The following is a 20,280-nucleotide window of genomic DNA, read 5'->3' on the forward strand; positions in this document are numbered from 1 at the left end:
TACATTGTTAAGTTTACGGGGATTGAGCACTTTTGTTAGATAGCTCCGAACAATCTTTTTGCTGTCATTTAAAAGAAAAACAAAGTAACTTCTTTAAAAACAGAAGGGTAACTAAAAATCACACTACAAATTCGGTACTACAAAGCGCCTTAACCCACATTCTCGTACGAGATCTCTTACATGGTAATTTCCATTGTTGCTATTTGCTCTTAAATAGTAATGTGCCCTCTACTGAGCTAAACGCCATCTTTTGCAGAACTTGATAACCGTGACCCGCAAAAAACTGCGCTTGTTCTGGCTTAGTAATAAATACTGCCATCCCTTTCGTTTCTTCACTTTGTGCAATTAAATCATCCAACGCAGTGAGTAAATAGTGGCCATAGCCAAGCCCTTGAACATGTGGGTCAACGGCAATTAGAGATAAAAAGTGACACGGCTCTTGCGTTTGCAACGCTTGTCTAATCGACTTTTCTTTATCGATAAGCTGCTGCGTTTGCAAATATCCCGCACTCATCATGAGTCGTAATCGCCAATGCCACTGCCGATTTGCGTCCAATTCATCGCCATTTGCAATAACGCATGCTACCGCGACCAATCTATCTTGATGATATAACCCCACCATCGGCTGCCCCGTTTGACCAAATGCCGACAGCTCCTCTCGTATTAAGGCTCTGAGTTTTTTTTCAAAAATTGCTTCTTGTTTTGCCTCCAATACCTGCTTGAGTAACGGATCATCATGGTAAGCCTGATACAACACACTCGCGGCTACGTTGATATCTTCTGGATTTAAATATCTAACGATTAATTCATGTTGAGAAGTTTCTACTGACATCATGGTTCCTTATTGTTATTGTCCCAAGCTTCTGATAATCATGCCGAAATACTACTTAATATCAAAACCTCAGAATTTTTTCTGTGTACTTTAATAATGTACGGCTACTCGCTAGTGGTAGATATTGATACAAGTCACAATTTATTCAGTCGTGGACAGGTATATTTATCCTCGCATTAGTCATTATGATTTTTATCGATGATGACTTGCTAAAGGTTTTACAACCACCTTTACTATAGTTAGTGAGTAAAATTCAAGCAAACGAGGGAGAACGAAATGGATACTAGTCGCCACACTATGAGTACTTTATTTGCCCAACTTGGGCTCGACAACAATCCCAAGGCAATCGAAGGGTTTGTCAAACAACATCGCCTTCCTGACGATATGCTGTTAAGCCAAGCACCATTTTGGAATGAAGGGCAACGTCACTTTATTGAAGAATCGCTAAAAGAAGACGCCGATTGGAGTGAAATCATTGACGAACTAGATGCGATGTTAAGATAGCTAAAGCAATCGCTCCTTACGTAACTTGGTGCTATGATCCACTCCTATGATTAAGACGTTTAGGAACCTCTATGCATCCTGCCGTTGCCAGAGCTATCAAAAAATTAGTCGATAGTGGGAAGACTCCAACTGTCGCGCTAACAAAAAGCAAATTAACTCAAAGCGTCGCAATGCCTGACGTTATCTCAGGCATTGCTGCGTACAAACAAGACCCTACCTGTATTGAGCACTATCAAGAGGTTGAAGAGGTCGTCAAAACAAGTTCACAAAGCCAATTAGATAGAATTGAAGCTAAGCTTGATAAGCTCATTGCCTTATTGGAGAAGTCGTAGTGTTTGTTGTCGACTTAACTTTTGATTGCTATGAGGAAACCACCTTAGATGCTGCCGAGCAGGCCATTAACCGGGTGGTCAATGCGCTTCGCTTTAATGGTCAAATCATTGGTGACGAATTTCCAACTGTACTTAAAGATGGCTATTTCGTCACTCGTGTGATGTGTCCAGAAGAAGACGCTTTGCATCCATTAAACCATAGTCCTTTTGTGAAGTTTGCGATTGACCAGCTACAGCAATCAGGCTTGCTTGCACCTAAGGTTAAAGTTTTTGGGCAAGATATACATGCCAACAGCGCTGATGCCTGTCATGAGCCGTCAAGCTACATTCTCTACACCACATACGTACACACTTGTAGTCCACTGTATTGTGGCGACGACTTTTTACCAGTGCCTTTATATAAAATCCCTGCTATTGCCAATGGCGATTACAAAACACTGATCAAATGGAAAGAAGATTGGCAAGCCTGCGATCAAATACAGATCAATGGTGCGACTCGCTGCGAATTTGCTGCACTAGAGGAAATTTCCAGTACGGGTAGTGATTTGTTTAGACGTGGCATGGATTTGAGCAAACGTATTCGCTATCTCACGAAAAAACCGGTTTACTATTATCTGTATCGTGTTGGCGGCGAAAACCTCGCCGCAGAAAAAGCAAGAAAATGCCCAAGCTGTCAGGGAGACTGGTTACTCGAGGAGCCTTGGTTCGGCCTTTTCGACTTTCGCTGCGAAACTTGCCAATTGGTCTCGAATATTTCGTGGGACTTTCAATAAGGAGCGCAAGCTCCTTGATACCAACTAGCTATATTGGATAGTTGACTGTCAGTTTTTCTACAAACTCCGCGATAGAATCAGCCAAAACATGATGCTGTTTCTTACCGACAAACTCTAACCCAACTTGACCCGTAGCGACATCGACCGACACCAATAAGTCGTCTGCTTCTGTTAAGCCAATAAATACGGTTTCAGGTTGTTTGAGCCTGCGCTTCATTAAAATATGGCCGGTGATATTTTGCTGCAAGCGCTCGAAGTCATCTTCGTTCCATGCTTGCAGTAGCTCAATTTGCTTACCCTCAATAAATGCCACGATATTGCCAGCAAAGAAATCACCATACAGTCCGTTCAATCCCTCAGGAAATTGCGTTTCCAACGCTCTGGCTAAATCATTTAGATGTCCCGCTGGCGAGCGCGCTACCGCTAGCCATTTTATCTCGTTAAGCTTGTTCGGTTCACCCTGCTCACATGGGCTCGGCCAACTTTCATCATGCTCGGTACTCGGTAAATCTTTGAAGGTCTGTTGATGATAGTCTGCATAGGCTTGATGCAAGCGCGTCATATTTACGGGCTGAGTCATATATAAAGCTCTCTTTATTTTTCTCACCTCGGGCTGAATACTTGTTTCGTGTAATTAAGCAAATTGCTATTAATCCCGAGGTGAACATTCGTTATAATGACCGCATTGTAACGAGATTTGAATTAACATGACAGACTACAGTAATTCGCCAGAGCTGCAATCTTCTGTGCTTGGTAAAACCACAGAATATGCCAGTGTTTATACTCCAAGCCTGCTACACCCCATTGCACGTAAACTCAATCGTGACCAAATCAATGTTGATGAGTCCGCTTTACCATTCAAAGGTGAAGACAGCTGGACAGGCTACGAATTGTCTTGGCTCAATAACAAAGGTAAGCCTCAAGTTGCGGTTGCCACTTTTGTGTTTCCTTGCCAAAGCTCGCATATCATTGAGTCAAAATCGTTCAAACTTTACTTGAATAGCTTTAACCAAAGTCGCTTTGATACGATGGAAACCGTGCGCCAAATGCTAGCTGCGGATCTTTCCACGGCATCAAATAGCCAAGTTAGCGTGACTTTATTTGGCGCAGACGAATTCGATTGTATTCCTTTCTCGCGTCTCCCTGGTGAGTGTATCGACGAGCTGGATATTGAAGTTGATAGCTACACACCAAATAGTAACTTACTACAACTTGCCTCTGAGGATGTGGTCGACGAGACGCTTCACAGCCACTTACTCAAGTCAAATTGCTTGATCACCTCACAGCCAGACTGGGCAAGCGTGGTGATAAGTTACCGTGGTAAGCAAATCGACCGAGAAGCGCTGCTTAAGTACCTAATCTCATTCCGTGACCACAACGAGTTCCATGAGCAATGTGTGGAGCGCATTTACTGCGAGCTTTGGCGCACCTTTAACCCTGAAAAATTATCGGTTTATGCACGCTATACTCGCCGTGGCGGGTTAGATATCAATCCATATCGTTCGAGTGAACAAGATCAGACTCCGTATACGGTAAGAACTAACCGACAGTAAAACGTAAAAAAGCCATGTTCTCACATGGCTTGGCTTTTTATCACATCTAAGTATTGCTATTTAACCTGAGGTTTGGATAAGGAATGTTCCAACTCATTGTTGCTAAAGCACAACTTAGTTTTTTCCTTGTCTAGCCAGAGAGTTTTAGGGAAAACACCGCTTCCGCGTCCTGCTCTCGCTAAGGTACCTACATCCTGTAGGCAAGGCGAATTTACGCACCAATAGCTGGCTATTGGAAGTGAATTCAACGCAGTTAGCGCTAAAACTAGCTGCTAGAAAGGCATTAATTATCCGCAGCTCAGGTTATTTATTCCCCTGTCGTGTCTTCCATTTCAACAGGGACGGGGACCGAACATATATCGGTGTGATTTGGCGTATCAACAAACCAATCTCCCGCTCTATTTTTACGTGCAGCAATTAGCGACTCAAAAATCGGCGTATTTGTCTTTAGCCTTTTAAAAGAAGGTGCACCTTTTACATCAGCAAGTACCGTAACGCCTTTGATAATATTATACGCTTGTCCAGCAACTGGTTTACGATCTAGATGCTGAACATGCTCCATTCCCGATAACAACTGCCCAAACACGGTGGTGTTTTTGTCTAGGTACCGCTGCGGCGTCAACGTGATGTAAAACTCGGTACCACCACTATTAACATCATTGGTTCTGGCCATGGCAAACGAACCAACGCAGTGTGTCATCCAGGTTTTAGTTCCAGCTTCATTTTGTCCTACGGCAAAACCATTTAAAAACCCGGTACGCGGCGCGTAGCCGTCTACAGCAGCAAGAGGTGTGATCTTCAAGGTTGATTCTGTGCTATGAAAAAACTCAGCGGCAATCGCTTTTTTTCCTTTTTGCGGCATTTTATTGTCCGACATATCACCGCCTTGGGCCACAAAGTTTTCCACGAACCGATACATACTCAAGTTTGTGTAAAACCCCTCTCGCGCTAACGCTTTAATATTTGCCACATGATTGGGCGCAAGTTCAGGGTTAAGCGCGATATAGACCGATCCTGTTTGTAATTCTATTTTAAGAATATTTTCAGGGTCCAGCTGCTGCCAGTCGCTGCTTTTGGCCTCAGCGACAACTTCCGTTGGTGACTTTGTATAAGGTTTTGCTAAGACAAGAGATGAACTTATGCCAAGCGCAATAAGTAGTAAGGTTTTTTTCATTATTATTTTCCTTGTTTATACCAATAAAATGGCACCTCCAACGGCGCACTGGGTGGCAGGTTTGGGTTGTCTAATTCTATGACTGTTTTGTTTTTAAGATCTAGCTTTTCAAGACGAGCGGAAAAGTGTTTTAAAAATAACGCCTCGAATCGGCCATCTTGCAGTGCGCTTTTAAGGCCTTTCTCAATTTGGCTATGGAGCAACGGGTTGTCGTGAGAAACAAAAAAATATACCGCCGAAGGATAGTAAAACACCACATGCTGATCTGCTACCAAATCCGTGTCACTCAGGGCAGCTTCAATACTCACTAAATCGCTTGGTAGCACATCAAAACGTTTTTTCAACAGCATGTCGTAACCACTGTCTTCTTGTGAGAAAGAAGTCACACTGAGGCCATTACGCTCAAAAATCTGATGGTCTGGCCAATCTCTGCGTAAACCAAAAGTAACTCGGCGCAAGTCGCCAATGTAGCGTACTCCGCTCAGTAAGGCTTGATTATGTTTGTGCACTAAAGGAATGCGATAACCCAAAATCCCTTTCACTAGGGGAATGCGAATTGCACTCGCGGCCTTTTCGCGCTGTGAGTTAGTCACTAACCAACTGACATCCAGCCCCCCTTTTTCTCCAAGTAGGCGCACCGCTCTGTCTTGAGAAGGAATACTTCTCACTGATACGAGCCTCGCTGACTCTACCTGGTAGGATAAACTCAAAGTAAGCAGCTCTATAATGTACGGATCGGCACCAGCGCTGATTCTAATTTCCGTTGTTTTTTGTGCTTTGAGAGGAAATATCACAAAACCTAGAACGAGCCAAAGCAGTTTCATTTATCATCCCAATCAAATTTGTATAAGAAGTCTATACTGTTGTACAAACCGCTCGTGGCTTCAACATAAAACTTCGAAAAAACACGATAACGCAGCGCAATTTCATTAATAGACTCAAATACCCCAACACGATAACTGACCTGAACATTGGGGGTGATGTAACCTGACACCTCGACCTGTGTATCGTCACCACTGCCTTTTGCTGATAGGTTAACATCCGAAAGTCCAAGCGATTCCCCCGCCTTACTAAAGAATCCTTCACTGCGGTCAATTCCCTGTGAGAGTAAAAACTGCGTGAGTAGCGCATTGTTAGAGGTTTCTGACTCCCCTAAAGGCTGACCGTTAAGTAGGTATGACAGTGCCTTGGCTTGGTCCATTGCAGGCTCTGAAAACACAGTCAAACGCGGCTTAGCAATATTGCCCGTGAGCTCAACACCCGCTATTACATCATTGGCGGTTGTCGCTGGATTTCGAATAGCTCGAATGTTCAAATAAGGTTTATCTAATGCACCATTGAAGCCAATTTGCCCAGTACGGATCAACAAGTCTTGGCCAAATGCACGATATTTCCCCTCTCGCAATTGCAACTCTCCCGTTGCTAACATTGGCGACTCAACTTGCTTGTCAATTTCGATTGCACCGGTAACAAAGCTATCTAGCCCAAGCGCCTTCACCCTAAAATTATCTTTAACGGTCAGTTTTAAATCTATTTCATGTTGAACTGGCACCGACATCTGCTTTTGCACCTTAGCATCAACAATGACTTCATCGTCGCTTGGCGAGGTGACTCCCTCAGGCAGAGATTCAATGTTTACTCGGCCAAACGGCACCACAATTTCTCCAAGTACTCGCGCAATCTTATCTTTATAGGCAAGTGTTAGATCTGGGCTTGCGGTTAGTTCAATCTGTGAGTCTGGTTGCACATAAATATTTTCGCCCTTTATTTTGACTTCAGCAGAGAGCTCGGGCGACCAATAGGCTTCGCCAGTTAGTGCTACCTTGCCGCCTTTTGCTGCTGTTAACTCAGCCTCAAGTTGAGCTGAAGTGGCATTAAAATCAAGATTGATGTGACCTTTATCAATTTCAACAGGCAAAGAGTCAGAAGACATAAATAAGCGCTGAGCAGTTAGTTTACCGTTCACTTCAGGGCCGCGAGGCTACCTGAAATATTTATATCCCCTAACACTTCCCCTTGCAGGTCAAAACTTTGTTCCGTTACTCGGTTTAGTAGCGCTGACAACTTAGCCAGCTCAATTGACTCTATTTTTACGTTACCAGCTAATTGGGGGGATTGTTTATCTAGCGGCACACGCGTATCACCACTGAACTTACCTAAGGTTTCGGAGGTCATGCGCCAATCAGCGTGGATTTGCTTGTTATTGGTTTTTAGTAACGCTTTAAATTCAGAAATTGAAAATGTTTGCCCATGAGTCGTAATGCCGGCATCAACAATGTTCAGCTCGCCATCGGCTCGCGTTACTTGGCCGTTTTGCCACGCAAGTTTAGCCACGGCCTGAGTTTCACCTGTTATTTTGAGCTCTGCTGGCAACCAAGTTTGTAGTTTAGCCAGTGCCAACTTCTCCAATTTAACATCGGCCTGCCCTTGTGTGCCTTGTTGCTCGGCTGCAAAACACAAACCAGTATCATCCATCTGCCAACACTGCTTTGCAATGCGCTGGCTGACATCACTGATCACGATTGCGGCGGGACTTTGCAATGCAATTGTTTGCCCTTGAGAAGTTACCTCACCAGACGACAATTCTCCCTGCCAAGTTGACTGCTGCATCTTGCCATTGATTTCAAAGCTTGCAACCACTCGTTTATCACGAATATCCAATGTCGCGTTATGTTGCTGCTGATTGCCTTTCACAGCTAAACGAATGTCTTCAACCATTTCAGAGTCAACAATCAAACGGTCTAATGCCATTTTAATTTGCCCAGTCACTTCATTGGCAATATCAACCGTGCCTTTCGTCGTTAAGCCATGTAGTGCTATATTCTGGTAACGCACAGAGTCAAACTCAATATCGGTCTGAATCCTTGGCTTGAGGTGGTCGCCCTGAACAAAGATTTCACCACTGCCCTTTAAGTCAGCTGGAATAAGCGTATTTGCCGCCTGCTCAAACTGAAAGTCAATATCGAGATCTAACTGCTGACCAAGCTCACCGCTTACCGTCAGGCTATTTTTGCCATAATTCAGGCGTGCATGGCTAAACTCACCTAGCAGGCTCTCATCCACAACGACCTTAACGTCCGCATTAAGTGGTGTACCCGCCACTTTACCATCGAGCTTAAAGCGCTCAACATTAACCTGCCACTGCTCACCTTGACTCATAAAATCAAACGCGAATTGCCCTGCCAGCATATCGTTTTTCGTCAGGCCTGCATCGTATTGCACTAGCCCTAGTAATCTATCGACTGGTAGCTGAGAAAAGTCCCCGTTCACTTTACCCTTCACCCCTTGCGACCAGTTCACTTGTCCCGCGATTTGCGCTTGCGCTTTTTCAAGCTGAAGCTTTGCTTTAGCTAATGTAAACGCTTGTAGTCCACCTTGCCCTTCAAGTGTCGCGGTAACATCACCAAACTGCACAGTATTAACAGCGATTGAGCCTGACAAATTGTATTTTGAGGCATCCCCGCTCAAGCCGAGTGTCGCACCTTTTAAAGTCGTGGGCTCTGAAGGAATAACTAATTTATCTATTTGACCCTGTAAATCAAAAGGCCAGTTTGTCGCTGTCAAATCCGCATGGGCTTGCAGTTGTGCAAAAGCCATTCCCTCGCTATTCAAAGTAAGCGTGAGATCGTGAGGGCGACCCGCCAGTGTTAAACTGGCTAATCCCTGTGGCGCGCTCAAGGTTGACCTCAGATCAATAGTCCAGTCATTAAGCAAGATTTCTGCCGCTGCTGATATAAACCATTCTTGATAGTTAAGCTGAACCTGCTCCACGTCCACATTTTCATCCACTACAACTTGAGAAAGCTTGATATTCTCAAGTGTCTGCTCATCTACCGCGAGGTTGTTAATCTTTAACTCGCCGAGCTCAGCGGTTAGCGGTAGGTCTATCTTAGGCAGCTGGAGTGGCGCTATTGCATTAAGTGGTGCTGGCGATTTTGCAGGCACAGGCTGTTCAGTTGCCTTTGTGGTCAACTTCACACTGTCTAACAGCAAAAAAGGGACATTAAAATGTGAGCCAGAACCTGAAAACTGCGTGTCTAAGCCTTGCAATCGCACAGTAATTTCCGGCGTGTCCAACGAGAATTGCTGAACTTGAGCACGTTTTATTGCAATTGGCAGTGGTAACTCAACTTGGCCACTTTCAGTAGTTTCCGCTTCGCTGACACTTTTCTGCTTTTGTACGATCGCTATCGTTTTTGCGTCTAGCGCAATGCAAACGCTGGCACAGGTCAACCACTCAACAGTGACTTTGGTGTCTCTAAGACGAATATCTATATTGTCATTGTGATAACGCAACGTAAGATTGGCGCCAGATAACAAGCGCTTATCTAAGCCATCGATTTCTAACCCTGAAACCGTTTTATTCGCTACCCAAACCAGTAACTTTTGCCCAGGCAAGGTAAAGCATAAACAAACCAAAAGTAAAAATAAGCTAATAATGGCAGTAATGATTTTGATTCTTAAGCTTCTGAACTGCATTAGATTTCAGGTCCTATAACAATACTGAGACGGGTGCTTTTACTTTCTTTGGTCAGCCCCCAAGCATGATCGAGCCGGATTGGACCAACGGGGTTAAATAACGAAAACCAAACCCAGCTCCAACCTCCCAAGCGTCCGAGAAATCGTTCGTTGCAGTACCCGCATCAACAAACAAAGCAGCTCGCCAACTTGGATGGAATTGATAGTTATATTCCACTGTACCAGTGGCTAAATATCTGCCGCCAAGTATGCGCCCTTCGTCATCGCGAGGGCCGATAGATTCATAGGCAAAACCACGGATACTCTGATCCCCCCTGCAAGAAAACGATGGGTAAACGGAATTTGGTCAATATCCTTTGTCACAATCGCCCCTAAGTCTAAACGACCAAAAAACAAGTGCTTGGTTTCAAAGCTTCTTAACCATTCATTGTTCCATCTCACTTTCAACATATTTGCAGACGATAGTACAGAATCTGCTGCAGCTTCAATGGAGATCAGGCGCTCGTTCCCCCAATAAGGTAACGCTCCACCTTTACTTTCTTTCTTTAAGTAGCTAATACCTGGGATCAACATTTCCGTCCGTTGTTTTTCGCCTAGCTGTTCCGTAGTTTCGTGTTCACGTTTCAAAAACGCCGTCCTCACCCACTCGTCATCCGTTAGCCATTGTCGCTGTACTTGTACGTTCCAAATCCGGCTGTTGATCCCTTCAGTTACTTCATCCTGCACCTTATAACCGCCTAACACACGCCATAAATCGTCGTTAGGATTGTCTACTGGAATGGTATAACTGGCAGTGATATCTTGTTGCTTTTGCGACAGCCTCAGATTGGATTCAAAGGAATGGCCATCCTCGGTGATCCAAGGTTTAGTCCACTTAAAACGGGTTTTTGCACCCACATCATCACTGTAGCCAGCACCCACTTCAAAGCTATTTGCGGGTTTGTCTTCAACACTCACTCGAACGGGGATCTGATCGCTCGTCCGGTCCTTTAACAGCGGATAAACCTTTATCGCACTAAAATAAGGTGTGGCATTTAAAGAAAGATTAAAATCAGACAAGAGGCTAGCTTCAAACGGCTGCCCTTTCGAAAATGGGCTTAGCGAACGTATATAGTTAGCCGCTTTGGTGTTTCCCTCAATAGCAAGGTCGCCAAATTGATAACGTTTACCTGTGTTGAGAAGTAGTCGCACGCCAGCATAGCGATTCGCTTTGTGAACAAGCAACTTGGACTCCTGCCATTGATAATCAAAATATCCAAGTTCTAGTAGCTCGCTTTCAAAGCGGCTTTTCGTTGCCTGATAATCACTATGATTAACTTGCTTGCCAACTTGGATTGGTACATCTTTGATAAGCGAAACTAAATCCGCATTGTCCTTCCCTGTGCCCACAAGCTCAATATTAATATCTTTCCATTTAAGTGGTGCTTCAAGTTTGACTTCGGCTATGACGTTTTGCCCTTCTCCACTGAGTTGAATATCAAAATGGTAATAACCTAAAGCATGCAAAGCGCGACGTATGTCCGCACGTACCTCTTTCATCACCCGAGGGATTTTTGGCTTACCTTTGTAAGATTTTAAAAAACCAGTGATGTTGTCTTCTACATCGCCGTTTTCGACTTTGACTTCAATGTTGGAGATTTTTACTGATGCAGGGCGAGACTCCGCACCTGCGTTAAACGAGGAAAAGCAGCACAAAAAAAGCGCTAGTGTTAAACAAGAGAAATACGGCTTCATTTAAATAAAACGACCTAAATATCGCGACTTATGGGCATCGATAACGCCATTGTGCTTGTGAAAATGGATACTGTAAAACGACTTTTCAGAGAAAGTGCAATTTTACTGAGCTTAAGCTGAACATAGGGTGTATTTTGATGTAACGCAGTGGCTTTATCGCACATTTATTTACATTCATCCTTTTTATTTTCTTGCAGATGACGGACAATAGCAGCAATTGAACCTGCAGAGTGAAATTATGCAATTCCCAAATGATGATAACGGTGAACTTTTAGCTGAGATTGCCGCTGCTGGCGTTGATCTGACGCAAATGCAGAATATCGATTTTTATATTCTTTTCGAGCAAGCTGATGATGCTAAGCGCTTCAGTAGCGCGATTGAGAAAGATGAATTAGCACCTAAAACCCAGTTACAACAATGTCCTGATACTGGCGTTTGGGAAGTGATCACCACAGTGACTATGGTCCCTATGCACGAGCTGCTGAGTCAGACAGAGCAATACCTAGAAAGCATAGCCAATGGCTATGAAGGATATGGTGATGGCTGGGGCTTAATGGCCTCGGAAGAATAAACTTGCTACAGAAAAGCTAACTTTTGTCGGCCTTTCTGTAGTTTCCTTGATAATCAAACAGCTTTTCAGAAACCTGCCAACCAAACTTCTTGTGTAATTTAGCAATCACAAAATCCGGTGCAATTAAGTCAGTATCTATCACTTCTTCAGCTGACTGCCATTGCGCAGGTGCCGATGTTGACTTTCTCCGCTTTGCAAATTGCTGGTGGAATATAAATAGGCTCTTTTGATTAGAAAAGTCATAGACTTCACTGCAACTTGCCCCATCCTCATCAAAGTAAGTAATTTTTAATTTATTGCCACCGAGTACTTCGCTACATAGCCCGCTACAGCGTAATACCATTGCATGTTTTAAATTCAGTGCCGCGCGCAGCTTATCATCTGGGTCTGCCATTATTCCGCCGCACTGATGACATTGCCTTGCAGCAATATCATTTTCTGCACCGCACTGCTCACATTCTTTAAACTTAAAACGATAATCACATTGCTGTGAGTGACCTTCATCGTCTTCAAGCAACCCCTGACAGCGCCTACCAAAATGCTCAATAAGCTTGCCTTGCTCGTCTACCTTGCCCCAGAAAATATTGGCAAAGCCACAACCAGGACACAGCACCTGTACGGGCTCATTGTCTGAATTTGGCTTTTTACTTCCCACTTCAGGTGCAAATAAGTCAAAGTCATTGCCAGCATAATCAATGACAAAGCAATCTTCTTTATTTTCGTCTAACCTAAGTCCTCTGCCTACAATCTGCTGATAGAGGCTCACGGACTCCGTGGGTCTCAAGATAGCGATAACATCAACATGGGGCGCGTCAAACCCGGTAGTCAGCACAGAAACATTCACTAAATACTTAATTTCTCTATTTTTGAACTGGACGATAAGTGCATCTCTCACGGCAGATTTGGTTTCACCCGTTATTAGCGCACTATATTGCTCAGGTAAATAGCCGAGAATTTCTTTTGCATGCATAACCGTCGCGGCAAAAATCATTACGCCGACCCTATTCTCACTTAGCGCTAGTAAGTGCGAGATAATGCTTTTTGTTGCACGGGTCTGAGCCTGTAATAATGTATTCATATCAGATTCTGAATAACGCCCAAATGAATCTGTACTTAAACTAGAAAAGTCATAATTTTCAACCGCTGGATCAATTTTTTTAGGTGGCGTTAGGTACGAGTTTTTTATCATATATCTGAGCGGCAGCTCATAAATACACCGCTTAAATGGTGATTCTGCTTTCCCCCTCACAAAACCGTGATAATGCTTATGATATATCCATCCCATACCCAAGCGATAAGGTGTTGCTGTTAAGCCCAGTAACTTTAATTCAGGATTAAATTCAGTCAGCTGGTTTAAAATTTGCTGATACTGACTATTATCATCACCACTTACTCGGTGACATTCATCAATGATAACTAATGAATAGAATTGATTAAGTTGTGACAAATTTCGAGACAACGACTGCACACTGGCAAAAGTCACCTGATGCTGTAACGACTTTTCTTTTAATCCAGCAGAAAAAATGCTCGCTTGTAATCCATAGCTTTTATATTTTTGTGCATTTTGTTCTACAAGCTCTTTAACATGAGTCAACACTAATATTTTGTGCCTAGCAAGCCGTGCAAGCTCCGCAATAACTAAACTCTTTCCGGCGCCAGTAGGCAAAACAATTACTGCAGACTCGCTAGATTTACGAAAGTGGAGCAGTGTATTTTGTACCGCTTCCTGCTGATAAGGTCTTAAAACGTAAATAAGCGCCTCAGGGGATATATAATTAAGTCAAAAAAGGCGTACCTACTAAGGTACGCCTTTTATTTAAGCAATTTAAACAAAGGTTGTTCAATACCGAACCACCTTCATAATAAAGCATTATTAGATTAGATAATCATCTAGGTTAACACCTTGGAATACTTTAGGTGTTTTACCACGGCCAGTCCACTCGATTACCTCACCGTCTTTTTCAATACGGTATTTTGCTTTTACTTTAGAACGACGGTCAGCTGACGTAGTGCCCACTAAATCATCAAGCGTAAGTCCTTTTTCTTTCAGCATAGCCAATACCTCTTCTTTAGCTTGCTGTTGTTCCTTTTGCTCGTCCAGTGCTTTTTGGATAAGCTCTAACGCTTTTTCTAAATCACCGTAGCTTGCATTTTTAATAAAAGACTTGATCTCACGCATTGATACTCTCTCAATTAAGCTTAGTTTTAATATTTATATTGAATACTATATTAAAATTAATAAAAAACAAATTGTATTCTGTGAATTTTAATTTTGTTACGAAAAAAGCGCCATAATAGCGCTTTCTAGTTAGGATTAAGAAGATTTAATTACATTTTGTTTAAATCTCATTCAACTTTCCAGTCAATAGTTGTACCCGCTTTAATAGGAACAACAGATCCTTCACCTAATTTGTATGCATCAGGCACTTGCCAAGGAGACTTGGTCAGCGTAATGGTATCTGTATTGCGTGGTAAGTCATAAAAGTCCGGACCAAAGTGACTCGCAAAGCCTTCTAATTTATCAAGCTCTCCCGCGTCTTCAAATGCTTCGGCGTATAGCTCTATTGCGGCATGTGCAGTGTATGCACCGGCACAGCCACATGCGGCTTCTTTTTTATCTTTCGCATGAGGGGCTGAATCAGTGCCCAAAAAGAATTTCTTACTTCCGCTTGTCGCCGCTTCAATTAGCGCTTGTTGATGTGTATTACGCTTTAAGATAGGTAAGCAATAATAGTGAGGGCGAATACCACCAGCCAACATATGATTGCGGTTATAAAGCAAGTGATGAGCAGTGATAGTTGCTGCAACGTTGTCAGGTGCTTGATTGACAAAATCAACGGCATCTTTTGTTGTGATATGTTCGAGTACGATTTTTAGCGCTGGAAAGTTATCAACGACTTTAGATAGCTTCGTCTCAAGGAATACTTTTTCTCTATCAAAAATATCAATAGATGAGTCCGTCACTTCACCGTGCACAAGCAGCAACATGCCAACTTCTTGCATCGCTTCAAGTGCTGGATACACGTTTTCAATATCCGTTACCCCCGACGCTGAGTTTGTCGTCGCACCGGCTGGATACAACTTAGCAGCAACGATATGACCGGTTGCTTTCGCTTTTTTTATTTCTTCAGGAGTAGTGTTATCCGTAAGGTACAACACCATTAGAGGCTGAAAGTTACCTTGAGGATTAGCGGCCATTATGCGGTCACGATAAGCCAAAGCAGTCTCTGTGCAAGTTGCTGGTGGGACCAGATTTGGCATGATAATCGCGCGGCCCATATAGCGACTAATATCTCTTACCGTATCGACCAATACATCACCATCACGTAGGTGCACATGCCAATCATCTGGTCGTGTAATCGTTAGCGTTTGTTTGCTCGTCATTGCTCTCTTCCACTGCTGAATTTGCCCGATCATAGGCTGCACATGGGTGTTAGTAAAGTTTTTCAGGCCAACCGCAGATTATTTCACTTTGTGAGTTTACTTTAGCGCGTTTTCATTTTTCACAATATTGGTAAATATGTACAATTTAAGTTAACTTAGTAGCATCTTTTCATGAGAAATATGTATGCTATCTGAGAACCAAAAATTAGAATCAAAAACTGAGCAGCTTAGCATCATTAACCAGTTTTCTTCGTCGCTGCTGCATCTAACCAAACTTGACGAATTATTTGAATACGTTACGACACAGGTTGTCAACCGACTGGGGTTTGTCGATTGTGTTATCTATCTCGCTGATCCTTACCAAGAATATCTAGAAGTCGCTGCAAGTATGGGCGTTTCCCATGCTAATGGTGATTATCGTGTTGAACAAACCAAGATAAAGATTGGTTTAGGTATTACTGGTCAAGTAGCAACGACTAGAGCGCCCTTTATTTCTGGAAACGTCGCCGCTCACCCTATGTACATTGCTGACTTACGACCCGCCATGTCAGAGCTTTGTGTACCACTTGAGTATGACGGTCATTTAATCGGTGTGATTGACTGTGAGCATCCAGAGGCCGATTATTTTACCTCCGCGCATTTACAGATATTATCGACGGTCGCACATCTGCTCAGTGCCAAAATCCATCAGTTACGTACCTTAGAAAACCTCCAAACCACGATTGCCCAGTTACACCAAGCACAGAATTTAGAAAAGTCCCTGCTTAAAATTGCAAACATCACTTACCGCTTTGAGAACCTTGAAGCTTTTTATGATGACTTATATAAAATCATTGCCTCTCAGCTTTGCGCCGAGAACTTCTTTATCGGCCTTTATGATACTCAACAGGATATTTTAGAAATCGATTATTTGATTGAGGGAGGCGAAAAATGTAATGCACATCAAAAAGTATCAAAAGATCAGATTAAGCATACTGCATCCTACTATATACTGAAGAACCAACGATCACTGCTGTGTGATAACAATCAATTTAGAATGCACATTACGCGGGGTGATTTTAAAATGGTGGGCCGCTCGCCGCGCTCTTGGTTAGGCGTACCATTTTTGGTTAATGATCAATATCAGGGCGTGATTGTACTGCAAAGCTACAATAACGACCAAGCTTTCGTGAATCATGATTTATCTATTTTGACTTATATAAGTCGCCAAGTCAGCATGGCCATAGACCGGCAGCTTTCACGACAAGCGTTAGAGCATAGAGCCTTACATGACGACTTAACAGGTCTTGCCAATCGCTATTTATTGTTAGAGCGGATCAAGCATGCCATTTTGAGGCTTGCACGAATCGAGTCCTCTAATTTGCACTGCCTAATTTATCTGGATTTAGACAGATTTAAGAGCATTAATGACTCACTTGGCCACGATGTTGGTGACCATTTCTTGATTGCTATTGTCGAGATGATAAATGGCTGTATTCGCAAAACCGATACATTCGCGCGGCTCGGGGGTGATGAGTTTGCAATTTTTATGGAAAATGTCCAAGACAGGCAACAAGTCACTCTGCTACTTGATAGGATCACCACAGCAATAACCAAGCCCCTTCATATAGATGGTCATGTTCTGCAAGCGTCTGGCAGTATTGGCGTTGCCTTCACTGATAACGAGTCCGATAGCGCAATTAATTTACTGCAGCAAGCAGATGCCGCCATGTACGAAGCAAAATCTTCGGGTCGGGGTCAGGTCTGCTATTTTAATAATGCCATGCGCAAGCGCCTAAAACAGCAAGCCGATATTGAAAATGATCTGCAACATGGCATAAAAAACAATGAATTTGCGCTGTACTATCAGCCGATATTTTCTCTCACGACTGGCGCTATTGTGAGCTTTGAAGCCCTTGTCCGTTGGTTTCACCCCAAAAATGGTCTCGTCTCTCCAGATGCTTTTATTCCAATTGCAGAGCAAACCGGACAGATCATTGAACTTGACTTACATTTGTTGGAATTAGCAGCCAAACAACTCAAACGTTGGAAAGCGCAAAAGCTGCCGAAAACTCGCGTTACGGTAAATGTTTCATCGCGACATTTCGCAAGCTTAGAGTTCGTAGATACAATTCAGCAACTTTATCATCATTATGAGCTTACACCTGGCTCTTTATGTTTGGAAATCACAGAATCTGGATTAATAGCAAACTTAGCTCTTGCAACCAAAATTATTCAAGGATTAGAATCCCTTGGAGTGAAGCTTTATCTTGACGACTTTGGCACCGGTTACTCTGCTTTAGGTTATTTGCACCAGCTCCCCATTCATGTGCTTAAAATTGATAAGAGCTTTATTGACCAACTAACTGAAAGAGAAAACCCCCTAGTTGATGCGATTTTGAAGCTTGCACAATCACTTAACCTGACCGTTGTCGCCGAAGGTATCGAGCTCGAAACCCAGTGGCAGCTATTAAAGCAAAAAGGCTGTCAATTTGGTCAAGGTTATATTGTTTCTAAACCACTCGCCGCAGATCAAGCGATGGCATTTTTACTGAGTAGAAACTAGCAAATACCCATTGTTTATAAACAATGGGTATTTAGACTGGTTTAGTTTAACTTCTACCTAATTCGCTTCTAAGCTCCTTGGTTGCTGCCACCATATTCTCAAGTGCAGCCCGGGTTTCTGGCCATGCTCGGGTTTTTAGCCCGCAATCTGGATTCACCCATAATCTTTCTACTGGGATTTTCTTCGCTGCTTTGTGAATTAAGTCTTTTATCCAAGCCACCTCAGGGACGTTTGGCGTGTGAATATCATAAACACCAGGCCCGATGTCATTGGGGTAGTCAAAATCTTCAAAGGCGTCGAGTAAGGTCATATTTGAACGTGACGTTTCAATTGTGATCACGTCCGCATCCATATCCGCTATGGCGGCGATAATATCGTTAAACTCCGAATAACACATATGCGTATGGATCTGTGTTTCGTCATTCACACCACTTGCAGATACCCTAAACGCATATGCCGCCCACGCTAAGTAAGTTTTCCACTGACTGGCTTTGAGTGGCATCCCCTCTCTAAAAGCAGGTTCATCGATTTGGATCACCTTAATCCCTGCATTTTGCAAATCTACCACTTCATCTCTCAGTGCTAATGCGATTTGATTCGCGATGCTCGGCTTGTCTAAGTCATCTCTGACAAACGACCAAAATAAAATAGTCACCGGCCCTGTTAGCATGCCCTTCATCGGTTTTTTGGTTAAGCTCTGTGCATAACTCGTCCACTTCACTGTCATTGGTGCTGCACGCGAGACATCTCCCCAGATCACAGGGGGTTTAACACAGCGCGACCCATAACTTTGCACCCAACCAAACTGAGTAAAGGCAAAACCTTCGAGTAATTCACCAAAATACTCAACCATATCATTGCGCTCTGCTTCGCCATGTACAAGCACATCTAAGTTAAGCGCTTCTTGTTCTTCAACGGCATAACGGATCTCCGCTTCCATCTGGCTTTGATAAGCATCAGTACTCAACGTACCCGCTTTATAATCACGTCGCGCCTTACGAATAGCTTGGGTTTGTGGGAAAGAGCCTATCGTTGTGGTTGGCAATAAGGGTAAATTTAGCGATTGTGCTTGCTTTTTAATTCTGGTTGCGAATTCACTCGTGCGTTGACCGTCTTTTGTTGTAAGCGCTGAAACACGCTGCTGCACCTCATTATTATTCACTCGAGTAGAAGTCAAACGCGCTTTTACAGGCTTAGAATATTCGACCAACTGGGTAATATCACGCTGCTCCAATGCATTTTTCAATAATGCCAGCTCTTGCCCTTTTTGTTTGGCAAATGCGAGCCAAGACTTTAACTCACTATCAAGCTTTTGCTCTTGCTCTAAGTCCACTGGCGTATGTAATAATGAGCACGAAGGAGCGAGCCAGAGATTATCACCGCGACGTTCATGAACCAGAGCAAGTTGCTGATATACACCTTCGAGATCCGAGCGCCAAATGTTACGACCATTCACAATCCCGAGAGACAGTACGCTATCTTGCCCAACTACTTCCTCTAACGCAGCCAAGTCGTAGTTTGCCGTTACGCAGTCAAAATGCACGCCTTCTACGGGGTAAGATTGAATATCTTCAACATGCGCTTGTACGGAGTCAAAATAACTGGCCAACAACACTTTTACTCCTTGGCCACTCAACGCATCAAAACTCCGGCGCAGCGCGTTACGATAAGCATCGTCGATTTCCAGTGCTAAAATAGGTTCATCAATTTGTACCCACTCAACACCTTGAGCTGCAAGCTTGGCAAGTACCTGCTGATATACAGCCAATAACTTATCTAATAAAACTAATTTATCAAACTCTTGGCCAACACATTTAGCTAAGTAGAGATAGGTTACCGGGCCGACCAAGACGGGTTTTGCTCGGTAGCCAAGTAATTGTGCTTCCTCTACTTGAATGAATAACTCAGTCCAAGTCAGAGCAAACTCCTGTGTTTGAGTTAGCTCAGGGACGATGTAATGATAATTGGTGTTGAACCATTTTGTCATTTCACTTGCTGCACACGCACAGCCGCTAGGTGCTCGACCCCTGCCAATCCGAAACAAAGTATCGAGATTTACAGACTCATCATTTTTGTGACGACTAGGGATCGCGCCGACAAGTAATGAAATATTCAACACGTGGTCATACCAAGCGAAATCGCCAACTGGGATAAGGTCAACACCAGCATCAGCTTGCAATGCCCAATTTTCTGCACGAATGCGCTTTCCTTCCGCGATTAAGTCGTCTTGCGTTAAGTCGCCCGACCAATAGCGCTCTACTGCAAATTTAAGTTCACGTTTTTTGCCTACGCGTGGAAAACCCAAATTATGTGTTAATGCCATGATTTTAATTCCGTCTAGATGTATGGATGTCTAAATTTAATTATCATAATCAAAAACAACAATTGATGCTTTTTCA

18 protein-coding genes are annotated in these 20,280 nt (G+C 43.3%); 6 read left to right on the plus strand and 12 right to left on the minus strand.

Annotated features, from left to right (window positions below; genetic code table 11):
• Positions 1 to 199 precede the first annotated feature (199 nt).
• Positions 200 to 832 carry a GNAT family N-acetyltransferase gene (locus tag GSF13_RS18530; protein ID WP_010606625.1) on the minus strand — a complete coding sequence of 211 codons (633 nt, stop codon included), beginning with the start codon at positions 830 to 832 and terminating at the stop codon, positions 200 to 202.
• A 276-nt stretch (positions 833 to 1,108) separates the two neighbouring features.
• Here GSF13_RS18530 and GSF13_RS18535 point away from each other — a divergent pair, with 276 nt between their 5' ends.
• The 3 genes from GSF13_RS18535 (at position 1,109) to GSF13_RS18545 (ending at position 2,441) form a co-directional block, all read left to right on the plus strand.
• The gene (locus tag GSF13_RS18535; protein ID WP_010370914.1) at positions 1,109 to 1,336 is read left to right on the plus strand and encodes a DUF2789 domain-containing protein; all 228 of its coding nucleotides are present in this window, start codon (positions 1,109 to 1,111) and stop codon (positions 1,334 to 1,336) included.
• Positions 1,337 to 1,407: 71 nt separating this feature from the next.
• The gene (locus GSF13_RS18540; protein WP_010606623.1) at positions 1,408 to 1,668 is read left to right on the plus strand and encodes a hypothetical protein; all 261 of its coding nucleotides are present in this window, start codon (positions 1,408 to 1,410) and stop codon (positions 1,666 to 1,668) included.
• Complete coding sequence (locus tag GSF13_RS18545; RefSeq protein WP_102057222.1) at positions 1,668 to 2,441, plus strand: Zn-ribbon-containing protein; 774 nt, start codon at positions 1,668 to 1,670, stop codon at positions 2,439 to 2,441. The genes GSF13_RS18540 and GSF13_RS18545 overlap by 1 nt, the downstream gene beginning before the upstream one ends.
• A 28-nt stretch (positions 2,442 to 2,469) precedes the next feature.
• Here the strand turns inward: GSF13_RS18545 and syd are convergent, their stop codons facing one another.
• Positions 2,470 to 3,021, minus strand: coding sequence for a SecY-interacting protein (syd, locus tag GSF13_RS18550; RefSeq protein ID WP_211866636.1), 552 nt, complete (start codon positions 3,019 to 3,021; stop codon positions 2,470 to 2,472).
• A gap of 127 nt (positions 3,022 to 3,148) precedes the next feature.
• Between syd and queF the strand changes: the two genes are divergently transcribed.
• Positions 3,149 to 3,994, plus strand: a complete 846-nt coding sequence (gene queF, locus GSF13_RS18555) for an NADPH-dependent 7-cyano-7-deazaguanine reductase QueF (RefSeq protein WP_206473367.1) — start codon at positions 3,149 to 3,151, stop codon at positions 3,992 to 3,994.
• 307 nt (positions 3,995 to 4,301) lie between these two features.
• Here queF and GSF13_RS18560 read toward each other — a convergent pair whose 3' ends face one another.
• The 6 genes from GSF13_RS18560 to GSF13_RS18575 are packed head-to-tail and all read right to left on the minus strand — an operon-like array spanning position 4,302 to position 11,381.
• Positions 4,302 to 5,168, minus strand: coding sequence for a peptidylprolyl isomerase (locus GSF13_RS18560; RefSeq protein WP_211866638.1), 867 nt, complete (start codon positions 5,166 to 5,168; stop codon positions 4,302 to 4,304).
• A 2-nt stretch (positions 5,169 to 5,170) separates the two neighbouring features.
• Positions 5,171 to 5,992 (minus strand): transporter substrate-binding domain-containing protein, encoded by an 822-nt coding sequence (locus tag GSF13_RS18565; RefSeq protein WP_211866640.1) that lies wholly within the window; start codon positions 5,990 to 5,992, stop codon positions 5,171 to 5,173.
• On the minus strand, positions 5,989 to 7,134 hold the full coding sequence (locus GSF13_RS24815) for a translocation/assembly module TamB domain-containing protein (RefSeq protein ID WP_249122702.1): 1,146 nt from the start codon (positions 7,132 to 7,134) through the stop codon (positions 5,989 to 5,991). The genes GSF13_RS18565 and GSF13_RS24815 overlap by 4 nt, the downstream gene beginning before the upstream one ends.
• Positions 7,131 to 9,647 carry a hypothetical protein gene (locus tag GSF13_RS18570; protein ID WP_249122703.1) on the minus strand — a complete coding sequence of 839 codons (2,517 nt, stop codon included), beginning with the start codon at positions 9,645 to 9,647 and terminating at the stop codon, positions 7,131 to 7,133. Before GSF13_RS18570 ends, GSF13_RS24815 begins: the two co-directional genes overlap by 4 nt.
• Before the next feature lie 52 nt (positions 9,648 to 9,699).
• Entirely contained in the window at positions 9,700 to 9,948 is a 249-nt protein-coding gene (locus GSF13_RS24820) for a BamA/TamA family outer membrane protein (RefSeq protein WP_349251768.1), read from the minus strand.
• A complete protein-coding gene (locus GSF13_RS18575; RefSeq protein WP_249122704.1) occupies positions 9,876 to 11,381 on the minus strand; it encodes a POTRA domain-containing protein in 1,506 nt (501 codons plus the stop codon). Before GSF13_RS18575 ends, GSF13_RS24820 begins: the two co-directional genes overlap by 73 nt.
• Before the next feature lie 238 nt (positions 11,382 to 11,619).
• Between GSF13_RS18575 and GSF13_RS18580 the strand changes: the two genes are divergently transcribed.
• The gene (locus GSF13_RS18580; RefSeq protein WP_010606615.1) at positions 11,620 to 11,952 is read left to right on the plus strand and encodes a ribonuclease E inhibitor RraB; all 333 of its coding nucleotides are present in this window, start codon (positions 11,620 to 11,622) and stop codon (positions 11,950 to 11,952) included.
• Between the two features lie 16 nt (positions 11,953 to 11,968).
• Here the strand turns inward: GSF13_RS18580 and GSF13_RS18585 are convergent, their stop codons facing one another.
• The 3 genes from GSF13_RS18585 to pyrC form a co-directional block, all read right to left on the minus strand.
• Positions 11,969 to 13,723 (minus strand): DEAD/DEAH box helicase, encoded by a 1,755-nt coding sequence (locus GSF13_RS18585; protein ID WP_206473411.1) that lies wholly within the window; start codon positions 13,721 to 13,723, stop codon positions 11,969 to 11,971.
• A gap of 102 nt (positions 13,724 to 13,825) precedes the next feature.
• Positions 13,826 to 14,131, minus strand: a complete 306-nt coding sequence (locus GSF13_RS18590; protein WP_010606613.1) for an H-NS histone family protein — start codon at positions 14,129 to 14,131, stop codon at positions 13,826 to 13,828.
• Positions 14,132 to 14,298: 167 nt separating this feature from the next.
• A complete protein-coding gene (pyrC, locus tag GSF13_RS18595) occupies positions 14,299 to 15,336 on the minus strand; it encodes a dihydroorotase (protein ID WP_174169966.1) in 1,038 nt (345 codons plus the stop codon).
• A gap of 184 nt (positions 15,337 to 15,520) precedes the next feature.
• Between pyrC and GSF13_RS18600 the strand changes: the two genes are divergently transcribed.
• Entirely contained in the window at positions 15,521 to 17,881 is a 2,361-nt protein-coding gene (locus GSF13_RS18600) for an EAL domain-containing protein (protein WP_211866648.1), read from the plus strand.
• A 46-nt stretch (positions 17,882 to 17,927) separates the two neighbouring features.
• Here the strand turns inward: GSF13_RS18600 and metE are convergent, their stop codons facing one another.
• The gene (gene metE, locus GSF13_RS18605) at positions 17,928 to 20,204 is read right to left on the minus strand and encodes a 5-methyltetrahydropteroyltriglutamate--homocysteine S-methyltransferase (RefSeq protein WP_211200964.1); all 2,277 of its coding nucleotides are present in this window, start codon (positions 20,202 to 20,204) and stop codon (positions 17,928 to 17,930) included.
• Between the last annotated feature and the right edge of the window lie 76 nt (positions 20,205 to 20,280).

This window comes from Pseudoalteromonas sp. M8, from assembly GCF_018141365.1.
Taxonomy (GTDB): Bacteria; Pseudomonadota; Gammaproteobacteria; order Enterobacterales; family Alteromonadaceae; genus Pseudoalteromonas.

Excerpts from the sequence above, each read along its gene's own strand:
- GSF13_RS18575 (WP_249122704.1), bottom strand. The coding sequence starts at position 11,381 with ATGAAGCCGTATTTCTCTTGTTTAACACTAGCGCTTTTTTTGTGCTGC.
- syd (WP_211866636.1), bottom strand. The coding sequence starts at position 3,021 with ATGACTCAGCCCGTAAATATGACGCGCTTGCATCAAGCCTATGCAGAC.
- GSF13_RS18540 (WP_010606623.1), top strand. The coding sequence starts at position 1,408 with ATGCATCCTGCCGTTGCCAGAGCTATCAAAAAATTAGTCGATAGTGGG.
- GSF13_RS18535 (WP_010370914.1), top strand. The coding sequence starts at position 1,109 with ATGGATACTAGTCGCCACACTATGAGTACTTTATTTGCCCAACTTGGG.
- metE (WP_211200964.1), bottom strand. The coding sequence starts at position 20,204 with ATGGCATTAACACATAATTTGGGTTTTCCACGCGTAGGCAAAAAACGT.
- GSF13_RS18530 (WP_010606625.1), bottom strand. The coding sequence starts at position 832 with ATGTCAGTAGAAACTTCTCAACATGAATTAATCGTTAGATATTTAAAT.
- queF (WP_206473367.1), top strand. The coding sequence starts at position 3,149 with ATGACAGACTACAGTAATTCGCCAGAGCTGCAATCTTCTGTGCTTGGT.
- GSF13_RS18590 (WP_010606613.1), bottom strand. The coding sequence starts at position 14,131 with ATGCGTGAGATCAAGTCTTTTATTAAAAATGCAAGCTACGGTGATTTA.
- GSF13_RS18600 (WP_211866648.1), top strand. The coding sequence starts at position 15,521 with ATGCTATCTGAGAACCAAAAATTAGAATCAAAAACTGAGCAGCTTAGC.
- GSF13_RS18565 (WP_211866640.1), bottom strand. The coding sequence starts at position 5,992 with ATGAAACTGCTTTGGCTCGTTCTAGGTTTTGTGATATTTCCTCTCAAA.
- GSF13_RS18570 (WP_249122703.1), bottom strand. The coding sequence starts at position 9,647 with ATGCAGTTCAGAAGCTTAAGAATCAAAATCATTACTGCCATTATTAGC.
- GSF13_RS18560 (WP_211866638.1), bottom strand. The coding sequence starts at position 5,168 with ATGAAAAAAACCTTACTACTTATTGCGCTTGGCATAAGTTCATCTCTT.
- GSF13_RS18580 (WP_010606615.1), top strand. The coding sequence starts at position 11,620 with ATGCAATTCCCAAATGATGATAACGGTGAACTTTTAGCTGAGATTGCC.
- pyrC (WP_174169966.1), bottom strand. The coding sequence starts at position 15,336 with ATGACGAGCAAACAAACGCTAACGATTACACGACCAGATGATTGGCAT.